The sequence below is a fragment of the Streptomyces toyocaensis genome (genome assembly GCF_000725125.1).
GTDB classification, from domain to species: Bacteria; Actinomycetota; Actinomycetes; order Streptomycetales; family Streptomycetaceae; genus Streptomyces; species Streptomyces toyocaensis.
In genome coordinates, this window is record NZ_JFCB01000021.1 from 55,600 (window position 1) to 71,732 (window position 16,133).

Annotated in this window: 12 protein-coding genes; 5 read left to right on the top strand and 7 right to left on the bottom strand. The window is 72.2% G+C overall.

What is annotated here, in order from left to right; all coding sequences use genetic code 11:
* Nucleotide 1 precedes the first annotated feature (1 nt).
* Nucleotides 2-3,241: an ACP S-malonyltransferase gene (fabD, locus tag BU52_RS21640; RefSeq protein WP_037936923.1), complete on the top strand. Its 3,240-nt coding sequence runs from the start codon at nt 2-4 to the stop codon at nt 3,239-3,241.
* A 105-nt stretch (nt 3,242-3,346) separates the two neighbouring features.
* Here fabD and BU52_RS36840 read toward each other — a convergent pair whose 3' ends face one another.
* The 7 genes from BU52_RS36840 to BU52_RS21670 form a co-directional block, all read right to left on the bottom strand.
* Complete coding sequence (locus BU52_RS36840; RefSeq protein WP_268747620.1) at nt 3,347-3,472, bottom strand: hypothetical protein; 126 nt, start codon at nt 3,470-3,472, stop codon at nt 3,347-3,349.
* 316 nt (nt 3,473-3,788) lie between these two features.
* Nucleotides 3,789-5,498, bottom strand: coding sequence for an amidohydrolase (locus tag BU52_RS21645; RefSeq protein WP_037936926.1), 1,710 nt, complete (start codon nt 5,496-5,498; stop codon nt 3,789-3,791).
* A 343-nt stretch (nt 5,499-5,841) separates the two neighbouring features.
* Nucleotides 5,842-6,819 (bottom strand): alpha/beta hydrolase, encoded by a 978-nt coding sequence (locus tag BU52_RS21650; protein WP_037936939.1) that lies wholly within the window; start codon nt 6,817-6,819, stop codon nt 5,842-5,844.
* Between the two features lie 45 nt (nt 6,820-6,864).
* Nucleotides 6,865-7,935 carry a phosphotriesterase family protein gene (locus BU52_RS21655; RefSeq protein ID WP_051858442.1) on the bottom strand — a complete coding sequence of 357 codons (1,071 nt, stop codon included), beginning with the start codon at nt 7,933-7,935 and terminating at the stop codon, nt 6,865-6,867.
* Nucleotides 7,932-9,050 carry a phosphotriesterase family protein gene (locus BU52_RS21660; RefSeq protein ID WP_037936941.1) on the bottom strand — a complete coding sequence of 373 codons (1,119 nt, stop codon included), beginning with the start codon at nt 9,048-9,050 and terminating at the stop codon, nt 7,932-7,934. The genes BU52_RS21655 and BU52_RS21660 overlap by 4 nt, the downstream gene beginning before the upstream one ends.
* Before the next feature lie 94 nt (nt 9,051-9,144).
* The gene (locus BU52_RS21665) at nt 9,145-9,819 is read right to left on the bottom strand and encodes a GntR family transcriptional regulator (protein WP_037936942.1); all 675 of its coding nucleotides are present in this window, start codon (nt 9,817-9,819) and stop codon (nt 9,145-9,147) included.
* Nucleotides 9,820-9,880: 61 nt separating this feature from the next.
* The gene (locus tag BU52_RS21670) at nt 9,881-10,621 is read right to left on the bottom strand and encodes an alpha/beta fold hydrolase (RefSeq protein WP_037936944.1); all 741 of its coding nucleotides are present in this window, start codon (nt 10,619-10,621) and stop codon (nt 9,881-9,883) included.
* 266 nt (nt 10,622-10,887) lie between these two features.
* Between BU52_RS21670 and BU52_RS21675 the strand changes: the two genes are divergently transcribed.
* From BU52_RS21675 to hpaD, 4 genes are all read left to right on the top strand, one after another.
* The gene (locus BU52_RS21675; protein WP_037936945.1) at nt 10,888-12,324 is read left to right on the top strand and encodes a fumarylacetoacetate hydrolase family protein; all 1,437 of its coding nucleotides are present in this window, start codon (nt 10,888-10,890) and stop codon (nt 12,322-12,324) included.
* An 81-nt stretch (nt 12,325-12,405) separates the two neighbouring features.
* Nucleotides 12,406-13,326 (top strand): 4-hydroxy-tetrahydrodipicolinate synthase, encoded by a 921-nt coding sequence (gene dapA / locus BU52_RS21680; protein WP_037936946.1) that lies wholly within the window; start codon nt 12,406-12,408, stop codon nt 13,324-13,326.
* A gap of 22 nt (nt 13,327-13,348) precedes the next feature.
* The gene (gene hpaE / locus BU52_RS21685; RefSeq protein ID WP_037936950.1) at nt 13,349-14,848 is read left to right on the top strand and encodes a 5-carboxymethyl-2-hydroxymuconate semialdehyde dehydrogenase; all 1,500 of its coding nucleotides are present in this window, start codon (nt 13,349-13,351) and stop codon (nt 14,846-14,848) included.
* 20 nt (nt 14,849-14,868) lie between these two features.
* Entirely contained in the window at nt 14,869-15,894 is a 1,026-nt protein-coding gene (gene hpaD, locus BU52_RS21690; protein WP_037936952.1) for a 3,4-dihydroxyphenylacetate 2,3-dioxygenase, read from the top strand.
* The last annotated feature ends 239 nt before the right edge of the window (nt 15,895-16,133 follow it).

A 16,133-nucleotide genomic window follows, 5' to 3' on the forward strand; every position in this document is an offset into this window, starting at 1 on the left:
GATGACGAAGACGCCCGCAGGGCGCCTGCCCGTGGTCTTCATGTTCTCCGGGCAGGGTTCGCAGTACTACCGCATGGGCGAGGAGCTCTTCGAGTCCGACGAGGTGTTCCGCACGGCCTTGCGGCGGTACGACGCCGTCGCCGCCGGGCTGCTGGGCGAGTCGGTCCTCGCCCGCATCTTCGACCCGGCCCGGCGCAAGAACGACCCCTTCCTCGACACGCGGCTGACCCATCCCGCGATCGTCATGATCGAACTCGCCCTGGCCGAGACCCTGCGCGCGGCCGGCATCGAGCCGGACCTCCTGCTCGGCTCCAGCCTCGGCGAGTACGCGGCCGCGGTCGTCTCCGGCAGCATCGACGCCGAGACGTGCCTGCGGCTGCTGGTCCGGCAGGCGGAGTGCCTGCCAACCGGCCCGCGCGGCGGGCTGCTCGCGGTCATCAGCCGCCAGGACGGCCGGGACCGGATGCCCGCGCTGCCCGGCTGCGAGGTCGCCGCCCGCAACTACCCCGGCCACGTCGTGGTCGCCGGCACCGACGCCGACCTGGACCGGGCCGAGGCGGCCCTGCGGGCGGCCGACGTGCTGCACCAGCGGGTACCGGTGGAGTACCCCTACCACTCCAGCCTGATGGACGACGTCCTCACCGAGTGCGCGGCCTTCTTCGACGGGGTGACCTTCGCCCCACCGCGCATCCCCTGGGTGTCGTGCGTGGACGGACGGCTCGTCGAGCGGCCCGGTGCCGACCACTTCCGGCAGGTCGCCCGCCGGCCCATCGAGTTCGAGCGGGCCATGACCGCGATGCGGGCCCGCGGCGACTTCCTCTACCTCGACCTGGGTCCCTCGGGCACCCTGCACAACTTCGTCCGCGGCAACCTCCCGGCGGGTGACCCTTCCCGTTCGCTGCCGCTGCTCAGCCCGTTCGGCCACGACCCACGGGTCCTGGAACAGGCCCGGTCGCTCGCGGCACCGGCCTCCACCCCCTCCAGCACTGCGATCACACACCCACGTCCGACTCCGGTGACAGCGAAGACGGCAAGGAAGGCACACGGCATGAAGGTCTACGGTTTCCCAGGTCAGGGGTCCCAGCAGCGGGGAATGGGCAAGGAGCTGTTCGCCAGGTACCCGCGGGAGACCGCGATCGCCGACCGCGTGCTCGGTTACTCGATCGAGGAACTGTGCGTCCACGACCGCGAGCGCCGCCTGGGCCGTACCGAGTACACGCAGCCGGCGCTCTACGTCGTCGGCGCCCTGACCTACCTCGACCGGCTCGCCGAGGACCCCGAGCTGGCCGACTACCTGATCGGCCACAGCCTCGGCGAGTACGCCGCCCTGTTCGCCGCCGGCGTCTTCGACTTCGAGACCGGGCTGCGCCTGGTCCAGCGGCGCGGCGCCCTGATGGCGGAGGCCGGCGGCGGCGGGATGGCCGCGGTGGTCGGCTGCGACGAGGCGGCCGTGCTGCGGGTGCTCGCCGACGCCGGCCTCGACGAACTCGACGTGGCCAACCACAACGCCCCCGACCAGTTCGTGCTGTCCGGTCCGGACGAGCGCGTGGACGCCGCCCGCGCCGCCTTCGAGTCGGCCGGTGTCCGCGCTGTCCGGCTCAACGTCAGCGCGCCCTTCCACTCCCGCTACATGCGGGAGACCGCCGCGGAGTTCGGCCGCTTCCTGGACGGCTTCACCCTGCGGGACCCGGCCGTCCCGGTGCTGGCCAACGTGGACGCGCAGCCGTACGCCCCCGGCACCGTCAAGGCGACCCTGACCGCACAGATCGTCTCCCCGGTCCGCTGGACCGACACGGTGCGGCGGCTGATGGGCCACGGCGACTTCGAGTTCGTGGAGCTGGGCCCGGGCCGGGTCCTGACCAATCTGGTCGCCAGGATCAGGAAGAACGCGGAACCGCTGCCCGCGCCCGGAGCGGAGGAACGACTCGAGGAGCCGCTGCCCGCCGGCCAGTCGGCGTCCGCGGGAGGATCCGCGGCCGTTGCCGTCCCGACGGCGGACACCCTCGGCGCCGCCACCTTCCGGGAGCGGTACGGTCTGCGGCGCGCGTACCTGCTGGGTGCCCTGTACGGCGGCATCTCGGGCCGCGAGATGCTGGGCGCGGCGGCGAAGGCCGGGCTGCTCGGCTTCCTGGGAACCGGCGGCCTGCCCCTCGACGAGGTGGACGGCCTGCTGCGCGACCTGGCCGGCGAACTGGGCCTGGGCGGCTCCTTCGGCGTCAACCTGATGTACCGGCACGGCGCCCCAGAGGAGGAGTCCGCCCTCGTGGACCTGCTTCTGCGGCACGGCATCGACCTGGTCGAGGCGTCCGGCTTCCCGCTGATGACCCCGGCGCTGGTCCGGTTCCGTCTCAAGGGCGGCCGGATCATCGCCAAGGTGTCCCGCACGGACGTGGCCGCCGAGTTCCTGGCCCCGCCGCCGGAGCGGCTGGTCGCCCGGCTGCTGGAGGCGGGCGAGGTCACCGCGGAGGAGGCCCGCGCGGCGGCCGGCCGGCCGATGGCGGACGACCTGTGTGTGGAGGCCGACGGCGGCTGGCTGACCAGCACGGCCGACCTGCTCACCCTGCTGCCCGCCGTCCTGCGGCTGCGCGACACGACCACCATGGGCGGCCACCGGGTGCACGTGGGGTGCGCGGGGGGCATCGGCACGCCCGAGGCCGCCGGGGCCGCCTTCCTGCTCGGCGCCGACTTCGTCCTGACCGGCTCGGTCAACCAGTGCTCCGTGGAGGCGGCCACCAGCGCGGAGGTGAAGGACATCCTCCAGGAGGCCCGCGAGTACGACGTGGACACCGCGCCCTGGGGCGAGTTGTTCGACCTCGGCGTCCAGGCCCGCTACCTCAAGCGGGGGCTGTTCTTCCCGTCCCGGGCGTCCCGGCTGCACGAGCTGTGGCGCCGGCACGGCTCGCTCGCCGAGCTGGACGACGAGACCAGGAGGCAGGTCCTCGACCGCTACCTGGGCGGCGAGGCACCCGCACCCGCCGCGCCCGGCACCGACCCCAAGCAGCACCTGGCGGCCGTGTTCCGCGGCTACTTCGCGCGTGGCTCACGCCTCGCGGTACGAGGGAACCCGGACGCCCGGGTGGACTACCTGGTGCACTGCGGACCGGCCATGGGTGCCTTCAACCAGGTGGTCGTGGACACCGGCCTGAGCTCCTGGCGTGCCCGCACCGTGGAGGCGATCGCCGACACCCTGATGGTCGGCGCCGCCGCCCACCTCACCTCACGCCTGCGCGCGTTCGGCTGAGCGGCGGGCCGTACGCCGGCCCCCTCCGGCCCGCCGGTGGCCCACCCGCCCCGCTCGCGCGACCCGGCCCGGGGCGCGCGAGCGGGGCGGCCGCCTGCGCGGCACCTACGGCCGCACGGGCCGCGCCCTCGCACGGAGCCGGCGTTCCCCGCCCTCGCGGACGACCATGGCCGCGTCCCGGGCGAGGTCCGTCAGGAACACGCTCGCGATTCCGTCCAGGTCGCGGACCATGGCCGGGACGGCCGTCGTCCCCGTACTCCGCAGCCAGTCCGCCTCGGGAGCGCCCCTGCGTCGTGGGGTGGGGGCGGCGGTTCGGCACGGCGGCAGGAGCCTCCGCCCTCCGTCAGGTCACGTTGGTGCCGAGTTCGGCGAGCACGCCTGGGACGAGGTCAACCTCCAGGGTGCGGTGCACACCGTGCCGGGGGGCAGGGCTCGTCGGTCAACATCGCCCGCTCCCAGCCTGTCGAGCTCTTGCGCCCGTCGCCCTGGCCGTCGTCCCGGCACGGGCGGTGGGTCAGCCGGGACCGATGGCCGGGTCTGTTGCAGGTCAGCGGGAGACGCCGTTTCGGTCGAACACGATGTGCCCGTCGAAGACGGTGAGGTCGATGGGCAGGTCGGGGATGTCGTGCGGGTCGGTGGCGCGCAGGTCGCCGCCGAGGACGCACAGGTCGGCGACCTTGCCCGGTTCGATGGTGCCCTTCCACGCCTCGGCGAAGTCCTGCCGGGCGGGGTTGGCCGTGTAGGCGCGCAGCGCCGTCTCCAGCGGGACGCGCTGGTCAGGTCCGCTCACCCGGCCGGTGGCCTTGGACTCGCGCAGCATCATGGCGGCGATGCCCTGACGCCAGTTGGGTGCGGTGATCGGGGCGTCGGAGCCGACGCAGACCGCGATGCCCGCCTCGGCCGCGGAACGCACCGGCCACTGGTAGTCCGACCGTTCGCTGCCGACCACCGTGTCCATCAGGTCCGCGATGGTCCACTTGATGGCCGGGTTCATGTTGATGCCGTATCCGTGCGCGGCGAGCTTCGCGAGGCTCTGCGCGGAGGCGAAGTCGCCGTGGATGACGTAGTGGCGGGCGTCCGGACGCGGGTGCGCCCGGTCTGCGGCGACGAAGGCGTCGACCACGGCATCGATCGCCCGGTCGCCGGTGACGTGCACGCCCAGCTGGTGACCGGCCCTGTGGGCCACTCGTATCATCTCGGTGAGTTCGGCCTGCTTCAGACCGGCGTCGGCGCCGTGTACGCAGAGCGCTCCGTGACCACCGCCCGGGTACGGGTCGTGCATCCAGGCGGTCTCGTTCGGAGGTACACCGTCGGCGAACACCTTGACACCGATGACGGCCAGTCTCCCTGAATCCACGTCGTCCGGTACAGCGAGTCCCTCCAGGCCGGCGGTCAGATCGGCCGCCGAGCCGCCCATCGGAGCGGGCAGCAACAGCACACGCACCCGCGACGCCAGTTGATCCGCGCGGGCCAGCTCGATGTAGGCGTGGAGCGTTCCGGTGTCGAGGCCCCCGCCGAGGATCTCGGCACCACCCGGGCCGAGTCCCGGCTCCGTGTAGCTGGTGATGCCTTCGGCGTGCAGGGCCGCCACGGCCGTCCGGATCGCCTCCATCCGCTGGACCACGGTCGCGGGCGGGACGAGTCCTTGAACGAGTGCCTGTGCCGTCTCCTTCAGTATGCCGGTGGGTTCGCCGGAGGCGTCGGTCTCGATCACTCCGCCCGCCGGGGACCCGGTGCCGCGCGTGATTCCGGCGAGCTCGAGTGCCCTGGAGTTCGCCCACACCATGTGGCCGGAGAAGTCGGTCAGGCAGACCGGGTGATCGGGGGCGGCGGTGTCCAGGTCGCTCCGGTGCGGACGCCGGGCCGGATCGGCCAGGCATTCCGCCAGGTAGCCGACGTCCCAGCCGAGACCGGTGATCCACTCCCCGCGGGGTGTCCCGGCCGCGGTCCGTCGTACCGCTTCGGCGATGTCGGCGACGGACCGCACGGCCGGGTGACTGATGTCCAGCGCGAACGGCGGTCTGGTCAGGGCCCATGCAGCGGCGTGCAGGTGGGAATCGTTGATCCCGGGCAGCACGGTCCGGCCGGCCAGGTCGATCACCTGTGTGTCCGGTCCGGCAAGTGCCGTGATCTCCGCGTCGCTGCCCACGGCGATGATCCGGCCGGCCCGCACGGCGACCGCCCGGGCGACGGTGAACGCGTCGTCGACGGTCAGTACGTCGCCGCCGGTCAGGATGAGGTCCGCTGTCTCCGGCATGGTTGCCCCTTCTGGCTGGTGAACGGTGGAAACTGGATGGGAGGGAGGGAGTGCTCGGCATGGGTGAGCCGGAGGGGCACGGCCGTGGCTTGCGGGACCGTGTCCGGCCACACGCCCTCCGATCGCCGTGATGGGTGGTCGCTGGACGTGGCCGGGGAGGGCGGACGCCTCGTGGTGGTCCGGGCGCTTCCCGCTCGGGGACGAACGGCGTATTCATGCGGCCGGTGCGACGACGGGTTCCGTGTCGCGGTGCGGCGCCGAGCCGGACACCGGACGAAGGGCCGCGTCTGTCGGGACGCCGGCGCTGCCACCCGCCACGCATGGCAGTGTCGGCGGTGTGCGGTCAGAGACCGAGGACGCGGCGGAGCCAGGACAGGCGGGCCGACAGAGCGGCCCGTGTCACCTCGTGATCCGGGGCGAAGACGTCGAAGCCGTGGAAGGCCCCTTGCCAGATGTGCAGTTCGGCCTGCCCTCCCGCCGCCCAGATACGGGACGCGTAGTCCACGTCCTCGTCGCGGAACAGCTCGGCACTGCCCGCCTCGACGAACGCGGGCGGAAGGCCCGACAGATCACTCGCCCGCGCGGGGGCGGCGTAGGCGGACACGTCGGCCGTGGGGTCGCCCGCCTTCTCACCGAGCAACGCCTGCCACGCGAGGAGGTTCATCGCCCGCTGCCAGGTGCCGCTGCCGTCGTACTGATGGCTGGAGACCGTGGTGTTGCCGTCGTCGAGCATCGGGCAGAGCAGCAGTTGCCCGGCCAGGAACGGTGCCCCGCGGTCACGTGCCATCAGGGCGACCCCCGCCGAGAGACCGCCCCCGGCGCTGCCGCCCATGACGACGATGCGGCGGGGATCGACGCCGAGTTCGGCGGCGTTGCCCGACATCCACCGCACTCCGGCGTAGCAGTCCTCCACCGGTGCGGGGTCGGGGTTCTCGGGGGCGAGGCGGTACTCGACGTTGACGGCGACGACACCGAGTTCTTCGACGAGATCGGCGAGGCGAGGCGTGTCCTGGTGGCGGTGACCGCTGATCATGCCGCCGCCGTGAATGTTGTAGAGCCCCGGAACCGGAGCTTTCCGACGCCGTGGGCGCAGCACGGTGATGTCGAGGTCCGGGGCGCCGGCGGGGCCGGGAACAGTACGTTCCTCGACGTCGATCGCACGGTCGCCGACGACGTCGGCGACCGTGGGCAGGGGGATGAACGCCGCGGAATCGCGTATCACCCCGATGGACTCGGGGGAGGGCTCGGACTGCTCACCACGGGGCATGGCGTCGAGCACCGCGCTCAGTGCCGGATCGAAGGGGACGGGGGTGACGCGCATGGTTCTCCCTCACGGGGGATCGGACGAGTGCGGACGGGCCGGTGATCACTGCGGTGCGGCGAAGGCGAGCGCTCGCGCGGGATTATCGATCATGATCGTGCGGAGGGCCTCCTCGCTCACCCCGAGGCGGCGCAGGGCGGGCAGGAAGTACCGCGGGATGTAGTCGTATCCCTGGCCGCCGTACCGCTTGAGCTGGATCTTCTGGCATACGTCGTGGCCGAGCAGGATCTGGTGCGCGTGACCCCGCTCGATCAGTTCAGCGATGCCCCGGGCGATCTTGTGGTCGCTGGTGAGGACGAGGTGTCCCCAGGGACTCCCGGGTGAGGCGAGGAAGTCGAACTCCACGAAGACACCGCGCGCGAGGACGCGGCTGCCGAACGACGGATCCGCGAGGACGTCCATGCCGTGGCCCAGCACGACGTTGGACGCGGTGACGCCTTCCTCCGCGAGGATGTCGAGCACCCGGAACTTCTCCTCGCCGACCCCGCCGACGTGGAAGGTGACCGGGGCACCCGTCACCCTGCTCGCGCGCCCGCTCGCACGTACGCTCTTGAGCTCGTTGTCCGTCAACGGCACCGTCTCCGCGCCGATTTCACCGATGATGCCCGAACGGATCCCGGTGCCGTCCGCCCCGACCACGACGTCGCGCACGATGACGTCGGCGAGTTCGTCGACGGTGCGCTCGTCCATGTCCGCCGGGTGGAAGGCCGGGGTGTACCAGCCGCCGCCCATGACGATGTTGAACCCGCCGGCGCGGGAGAGGCGGAGGAGTGCCTCGGGATCCCTGCCCAGGCCGATCGGGGAGACCTCGACCATCGTGCGCCCTCCGCTGTGGACGAAGGCCAGCACCTCCGCGAGCATTTCGTCGAAGTCGTCCAGCACGTCGTTCTCGGCGTTCGGGCGCCCGTGGCGGGTGCGCGCGAGGGAGGCGAGAGTGAGCGGATCGGCGGCCTCGGGGGAGTCCTCGCCGGGACGGTGGAACCCTGGTGGGCGCCTCAGGTCGACGAAGATGTGCTCGTGCATGAGCGTCTCGCCGAGCGTCGACGGGTCCACGGGACCCGCGACGGTGAGTGCCTGGCCGGCGAGGTTCGGGATCTCGAAGGGATAGCGGCTCACGAGTCGGCCCTCCGGTTCGCCAGGGTGAGCAGTCGTCGGGGGTTGTGCACGGTGAGGGATCCGGCGAGGGCGTCGTCGGCCCCGAGCATCCTCAGGTACGGGACGAATTGCTGAAGGACGAAGCCGTAGCCTCCCCCTCCGTAGGCGAGCAGCTGCGACTTGGCATGGACGTCCTGGGACAGCAGGATCCGCCCGGCGTGGCCCCGGCGGGCGAGCTCCAGCACGGCCGCGGCGACATCCTGGTCGTCACTGACGCTGAGCACCGAGGGCAGCCGGCCGAGCTGGTCGAACTGCACGAACACCCCGCGTGCGAGGAGCGGTTCGAGGTCGTCGGGGTGCGGGGAGAGCGCGTCGCAGTGCCCGACGGCGACGCGCGTGAGGTCCGCGCCCTCCTCGGCGAGCAGGTCGAGCACCCGCTGCTGGGTGGCGGCGTCGCCGGAGCGGTTGACTGAGATCGCGGAGCCCGTGGCCGCCGAGGCGCGTGCCGCCGCGACGAGGACGGCGCGCTCGGCGGGCTCTTCCGGGTCGAGTGCCGCGAGTTCCCCGATGATGCCTGCCCGTACCCCGTCCACGCCCTCGGTGAAGTCCCGGACGATCTCTTCGGTGAGGCTCTCGGCAGTGGGACCGGCGGTTTCCCCGGTCCACGCGGGGTGGTACCGGCCCGAGCCCATGACGACGTGGAGGCCGGTCGCCTCGGAGATCCGCCGCAGACCGGCCGGGTGCCGGCCGCGGCCGACGGTCGTGACGTCCACCAGTGTGGCGCCGCCGGCGCGTCGGAACGCGGTGGCCTCGGCGGTGGCGAGCTCCTCGTCCCCGAGCAGCCAGTTGTCCCTGTTGGGCGCGCCCATGCCGACTTCGCCGAGGAGCTCCATCGTCAGGGGCGCGCGGTACAGCCGGAGCCGGCTCGCGGCCGTGGGACGCGCAGGCCCCACGGCCGCCCAGGATTCGGCCGTGTCGCCGGGCGGGGCGACATCACTCAGAAGGTGTTCGTGGGGGAGTACCGCGCCGAGTGCGTCCGGCTGGACCTCGCCGGTGACGGTGACGACGGTCCCCCCGGATACCTGGGCGGTGGCGGGCACTCCGTCCGCGCCCGCGGTTGGGTCGGTGGTGGACATGGGGGTCACGGTAACAGATGAGATACCTCATCGTATACGATCACGGAGTCCGTTCTCGGTCGGCGGACCGTCGGTTCGGCGTTCCGGAGCCGCCCTAGCGGGCGCCCTGCGCCTCGCGCAGAGCGTCGGCGGTCGCGATCTTGTGCGCGCAGGCGACCTGTTCGATCTCCTGCGCCTGTGCGCGCGCTTCGATCAGTTCCAGCAGCCGCTCGTGCTCCGCGACCGACCGGCGGGCCCGGCCCGGGACATGGCTGAAGGTCGAACGGCGCATGTGGTCCAGCCGCGCCCACTCCGCTTCCAGGAGGGAGACCAGGTGACGGTCCGGGCAGTGCTCGTAGACGGAGAAGTGGAACTCCCGGTTGAGGGCGGTGAAGGACGCGGGGTCGAAGTCCTCGAGCGCCCTGGTCATGCGGGCGTTGATCTGGCGCGACCGCTCGATGTGCCGCGCCGTCATGAGGGGCGCGGAGATCGCGGTCGCGTACCCCTCCAGGCGGGCCAGAACCTGCAGCGAGTGCTCCACCTGGGCGGCGTCGAAGGCCGCCACCCGTGCGCCGATGTTGCGGACGACCTCGACCAGTCCGTCGGACTGCAGTCTGCGCAGCGCTTCCCGCAGGGGGATCGTGCTGACGCCGGTCTCCCGCGCGAGCTGACTGATGACCAGCCGGTATCCCGGTCCGTAGGTCCCGTCGAGGATGCGTGAGCGCAGCAGCTCGTAGCTGACCTCCGCCTTCGACCGCTTGGAGCGGGCCTGCTTCTCCGTAGTGCTCATCGGTGTCCCCCTACCCTGGTCCGGCGTGCCGCAACGCGGCCCCGGTCGTGTTCTCGAACGCTCACCGCGCAAGGACTTCCAGGACTGTACGGCGGAACGCGGCACCGGCGAGAACCTCGTGGTGGTCGCCCGGAACCGTGGCCAGTTCCGCCCCGTCGAGGAGACCGACGACCCGCTCGATCCCGCGGGTCATCATGTCGTCCTTCCCGACGACGAAGACGGGCGGCGTGTCTCCCGCCCAGGACCGCGGCGCGAAGGGCGTGTCGCGCAGCCCCTCGACACACAGGGCCAGACCGGCGGCCCGCGCCCCGTGCGCGCACACCATGCCGGCGATCATCGCGGTGAACGCGTCCGCCGGCTCGGTGCCGTCCGCGACGGCGCGGTGGAGTGCCTCCACGTCCACCGCCTCGAACGGTTCGACGGGGCTCAGCCCGCCGAGGACGGCCCGGCGCGTCCGGCCGGGCGCCGCCCCGGGCAGTTCCCAGGCGAGTCTGGCGCCCATCGAGTACCCGACCACGTCGAACGCCGCGGCACCCGCCTCGTCCAGCACCGTGACCAGGTCCGTGACGAGCCTCGGCACACCTGCCTCGCCTGCCGTCGACGGGGAGGGGCTGTCCCCGTGCCCCCGCAGGTCGGGCACGATCACCTCGCGACCGGCCTCGGCCAGCGCCCGGGCGGTCCCGGTCTCGACCCAGTCCCGGTGGCCGTCGGAGCCGAAGCCGTGCACGAGCAGGACGGGCGGTCTCCCGGAGGTGCGGGCGGGGGCGAAGGTGCGGACGTTCAGACCGGTTCGACTCTGCATCTCTCGCGGACCTCTCACATCGAGTTTCGTATACGATTCGCGATCCTACCGTTCGCCGCCCACTGGCCCGCGACGTCGGATGATCGACCCTTCTCTTTTAAATCATGCATGATAACGTATACGATTATTGAGTCGGGTCAGCCCGGCCTTCACCAGGACGGGCTGTCGCCGTCCGCGCCCCGGGCCCCTGTGGCCGCGCCGGCGCGGACAGGCCCCGCTCCTCCTCGACAAGCGCCTGATGTCGCACACGCTCAGGGAGAACTCCCATGCCGCACCCGCTGGGAACCCAGCCGTCGAAGATCGTCGCAGTTCACCTCAACTACCCCTGCCGGGCGAAGGAACGCGGACGCACCCCCGACCAGCCGTCCTACTTCCTCAAGCCGCCTTCCTCCCTCGCCGGGACCGGCGACGCTCTCGTTCGGCCCCGTGGCTGCGAACTCATGTCCTACGAGGGGGAGATCGCGCTGGTCATCGGACGCCGGGCGCACCGGGTCGCACCGGAGCGGGGCTGGGACCACGTCGCCTGGGTGACGGCGGCCAACGACGCGGGCGCCTACGACCTGCGTTACGCCGACCGCGGCTCCAACCTGCGCTCCAAGGGCGCCGACGGCTTCACCCCGGTCGGCCCCCGGCTCCTGGACGCCACCGGGCTCGACCCCGCCGCACTGCGGCTGCGCACCTGGGTGAACGGCGAACTGGTCCAGGACGCCGACACCTCCACACTGCTCTTCCCGTTCGGTGTCCTGATCGCCGACCTGTCGCGCCTGGTCACGCTGGAACCCGGCGACGTCATCCTCACCGGGACCCCGGCCGGCGCCTCGGTGGTGTCACCCGGTGACGTGGTGGAGGTGGAGGTCAGCGCCCCGGACCGGCACCTCTCCGGCGGCCGGCTGCGCAACACGGTGGCGGACGCCGCCCACGACCTCGCGGCCTGGGGCGCCATGCCCCGCGTCGACGCCGCACTGCGGGCCGACGCCTGGGGTCCGGCCCACGCGGACGAGCCCGCGCTGAGCGAGGACGTCGCCGAAGCGCTGCGGGGGCTGGCCACCGCCACGCTCAGCTCCCAGCTGCGCAAGCGCGGCCTGCAGCACATGACGATCGACGGGATCCGTCCGGCCGACCCCGGCGCCAAACTGGTCGGGACCGCGCACACCCTGCGCTACCTGCCGCTGCGGGAAGACCTCTTCGCGAAGTTCGGCAACGGCATGAACGCGCAGAAGCGTGCCGTGGAAGAGCTGCGCCCCGGCCAGGTGCTCGTGATGGATGCCCGCCGTGACCCCACCTCCGGCACCATCGGCGACATCCTGGCGCTGCGGGCGAAGGTGCGGGGAGCGGCAGGCGTCGTCACCGACGGCGGGCTGCGGGACAGCGCGGCGGTGGCCGCCCTGGGCCTGCCGACGTACTACGCCGCCGAGCACCCCGCCGTCCTCGGCCGCCGCCACGTCCCCTGGGACACCGGCGTCCCGATCGCCTGCGGCGGAGCGCTCGTCCAGCCCGGCGACATCCTCGTCGGCGACGCCGACGGCGTCGTCGTGGTCCCCCCGGACCTGGCCGGAGAACTCATCGCCGACAGCACCGAGCAGGAACTGCAGGAGCGGTTCATCGCCGAACAGGTGTCGGCGGGTGAACCGATCCAGGGCCTGTACCCGCTCGGCCCCGCCTGGCAGGCCGCCTACGAGCAGTGGCGCGACGACCAGCCCTGACGGCCTCCCCCGGCCGGCAGCCGCGGCGCCGCCGCGCCCGCCCATGACCTCGCCCGCAACCATCCACCCACGGAGCAGTCCATGCAGTTCCGCACCGACCCCGCCACCATCCGGGGATCCATCGCCCCCGTCGTCACGCCGTTCACCGAGGACGGCGCGGTCGACCACGACAGCCTCCGCGGCCTGATCCGCTGGCAGCTGGAATCCGGCTCGCACGGCATCTCGCTGGGCGGTTCCACCGGCGAGCCGTCGGCGCAGACCGCCGCCGAACGCATCGCCGCCATGCGCACCGCCTCGGACGAGATCGGCGACCGGGTGCCGTTCCTGCCCGGCACCGGCTCGCACAAGCTGGACGAGACCCTCGAGATCACCGCCGCCGCCCGGGAACTGGGCGCGGACGCCGCCCTGGTCATCACCCCGTACTACGCCCGGCCCACCCAGGAAGCGCTGTACCAGTGGTACGCCACGGTGGCCCGAGAGTTCCCCGACCTGCCCGTCGTCGCCTACAACGTTCCGTCCCGCACCGCCGTGGACATCGCGCCGGAGACGGTCAGGCGGCTGTTCACCGACTTCGACAACTTCGTCGGTGTCAAGGAGACCACCAAGGACTTCGAACACTTCTCCCGCGTCCTGCACGCCTGCGGCCGTGAGCTGCTGGTGTGGTCCGGGATCGAGCTGCTGTGCCTCCCGCTGCTCGCGCTGGGCGGGGCCGGCTTCGTCTCCGCGGTGGCCAACCTCGCACCGACCGCGGTGGCCCGCATGTACGAGCTGTGGGAGGCCGGCGACTTCGACGCCGCACGGGACCTGCACTACCGGCTGCACCCGCTGGTCGACCTGCTGTTCGTCGAGACCAACCCGGCCCCCGCCAAGTGGGTGCTGGAGCAGCAGGGCCGGATCGCCTCGGGACATGTGCGTCCGCCGCTCACGTCGCCCACCGAGAACGGCCTGGCCCGCATCCGCGCCCTCCTCGCCGAGGGCGGCGACCTCACCCAGCAGATCTGACTCCGGAACGAAGAGAGACGCCATGTCCACGAACCTGGCCGCGCATCGCCCGGCCGACCTGCCCGCCGAGATCCGCCACTGGATCGGCGGCGAACTCCTCGACAGCGCCGACGGCCGCACGTTCCCCGTCTGCGATCCCGTCTCCAACTCCTCCTACGCCACCGCCGCGGCCGGCGGCCGTGACGACGTGGACCGTGCCGTCACCGCGGCCGCCACGGCCTTCCCCGCCTGGTCGAAGCTGGGAAACCGGGAACGCGCCCGCATCCTGTACCGGATCGCCGACGCCGTCGAGGCACGCGAGGAGCGGCTGGCCGCCCTCGAGACCTTCGACTCCGGCCTGCCCATCACCCAGGCGAGGGGGCAGGCCCGGCGGGCCGCCGAGAACTTCCGCTACTTCGCCGATGTCATCGTCGCTCTCGGCGAGGAGGCGTTCCGGGCCGGCGACCAGCAGATCAACTATGTCGTCCGCAGCCCCATCGGTGTTGCGGGACTGATCACCCCCTGGAACACGCCGTTCATGCTGGAGAGCTGGAAGCTGGCCCCGGCGCTGGCCTCCGGCTGCACCCTCGTGCTCAAGCCCGCCGAGTGGACCCCCCTGTCCGCGAGCCTGTGGCCGGAGATCCTCGACGAGGCCGGCGTGCCGTCCGGCGTGGTCAACATCGTGCACGGCATCGGTGAGGAGGCCGGCCAGGCCCTGGTGGACCACCCCGGTGTGCCGCTGATCTCCTTCACCGGCTCCACCGACACCGGCAGGCACATCGTCCGCAGCTCCGCCACGCACCTGAAGACCACGTCGATGGAGCTGGGCGGCAAGTCCCCGGTCGTGCTCTTCGCCGACGCCGACCTCGACGCGGCGCTGGACTCGGTCGTCTTCGGTGTCTTCTCGCTCAACGGCGAACGGTGCACCGCGGGGTCCCGTGTCCTGGTGGAGCGCCCGGTGTACGAGGAGTTCACCCGGCGCCTGGCCGAGCGCGCAGAGCGGGTGAAGGTCGGTCTGCCCGCCGACCCGGCCACCGAGGTCGGGGCGCTGGTGCACCCCGAGCACTACGCGCGCGTACTGAAGTACGTCGAGATCGGACGGCAGGAGGCGAGACTGGTGGCCGGCGGCGCCCGCCCCGCGCATCTGCCGGAGGGCAACTACCTCCGGCCCACCGTCTTCGCCGACGTCCCCCGCGACGCCCGGATCTTCCAGGAGGAGATCTTCGGCCCGGTCGTGGCCGTCGCCCCCTTCGACGACGAGGCCGAGGCCGTCGAACTGGCCAACGCCACCGAGTACGGCCTCGCGGCCTACGTGTGGACGTCCGACCTGAAGCGCGGACACCGCGTCGCGCACGCCGTCGACTCCGGCATGGTCTGGATCAACTCCCACAACGTCCGCGACCTGCGGACCCCCTTCGGCGGGGTCAAGTCCTCCGGACTGGGCCGGGAGGGCGGTGCACATAGTATCGATTTCTACACCGAGTCGAAGATTGTCCATGTGATGCTCGGCGAGGCCCACACCCCCCGCTTCGGTGCGTCCTGACCGTCAAGGAGACGTATCCCATGACCACACCTCCCGACGTCGTCCGCTCCGCCTACGCCCAGCTGGTCGTCACCGACCTGGACAGGGCGAGCTGGTTCTGGGTCGACATGCTCGGCTTCCACACCCAGTACGAGGACAAGTCCCTGCTCTGCCTGCGGGGGACCGACGAACTCACCCACCACTCCCTCGTGCTGCGCAAGGGGGAGACCGCGGCGCTCGACCACATCTCCTACCGGGTCCGCACCCCCGAGGACGTCGACCGCGCCGAGCGGTACTTCACCGCGCTCGGCCTTCCCGTCCGCCGCGTCCCCAAGGGCTCCGGCACCCCGGGAGTCGGCGACGCCGTCCGCGTCATCGACCCGCTCGGCTTCCCCGTGGAGTTCTTCCACGACATCGAGCGCGCCGAGCGCCTCATCCAGCGCTACGACCTGCGCCGCGGCGCCGAGATCGCCCGCCTGGACCACTTCAACATCTGCACGCCCGACATCCCCGCCGCCTACGACCACTACAAGGCGCTCGGGTTCGGCTGCTCGGAGACGATCGAGGGCGACGAGCACGAGCTGTACGCGGCCTGGATGTACCGCAAGCAGACCGTCCACGACGTCGCCTTCACCGCAGGCGCCGGGCCCCAGTTGCACCACGTGGGTGTGGCCACCCACGAGTCCCACCAGGTACTGCGCACCGCCGACCTCTTCGGGTCACTGGGCCAGGAGCACCACATCGAGCGGGGCCCCGGCCGGCACGGTGTGTCCAACGCCTTCTACCTCTACCTGCGCGACCCCGACGGCCACCGCGTGGAGATCTACACCTCCGACTACTACACCGGCGACCCCGACCACGAGACCTACCGGTGGAACGTTCACGACGACCGCCGCCGCGACTTCTGGGGCAACGCCGTCATCGAGTCCTGGTACAAGGAGGCGTCCCCCGTCCTCGACCTCGACGGCCGTCCACGGCCCGTCACCGGTCCCGTGCTGGACGAGTCCGCCGTACAGGTGGGCGCCGACGGCCTGGGGATCGTCGACCCGGGCAGGCAGGACGGCTGACACACCTCCGGGCGGCGGCCACGGCCGCCGCCCGGGCAGGAGCCGGACCGCACGCGGTCCGGCTCTTCGGCGTACCCGCCGTCCGGCGCCTCGGCCCCGTCCCGTACCGGGGCCGCCGACGCTGGGGGCGGGCGGCCTGCACGAGGAAGGGCGTCGCGCAGGCCCGGACAGGCGCGGAAGGCGGCGGCCCCCCTCAGCGGCATACCGGATCACGCTCGCTGTGCTCCCGGGTGCCGTCG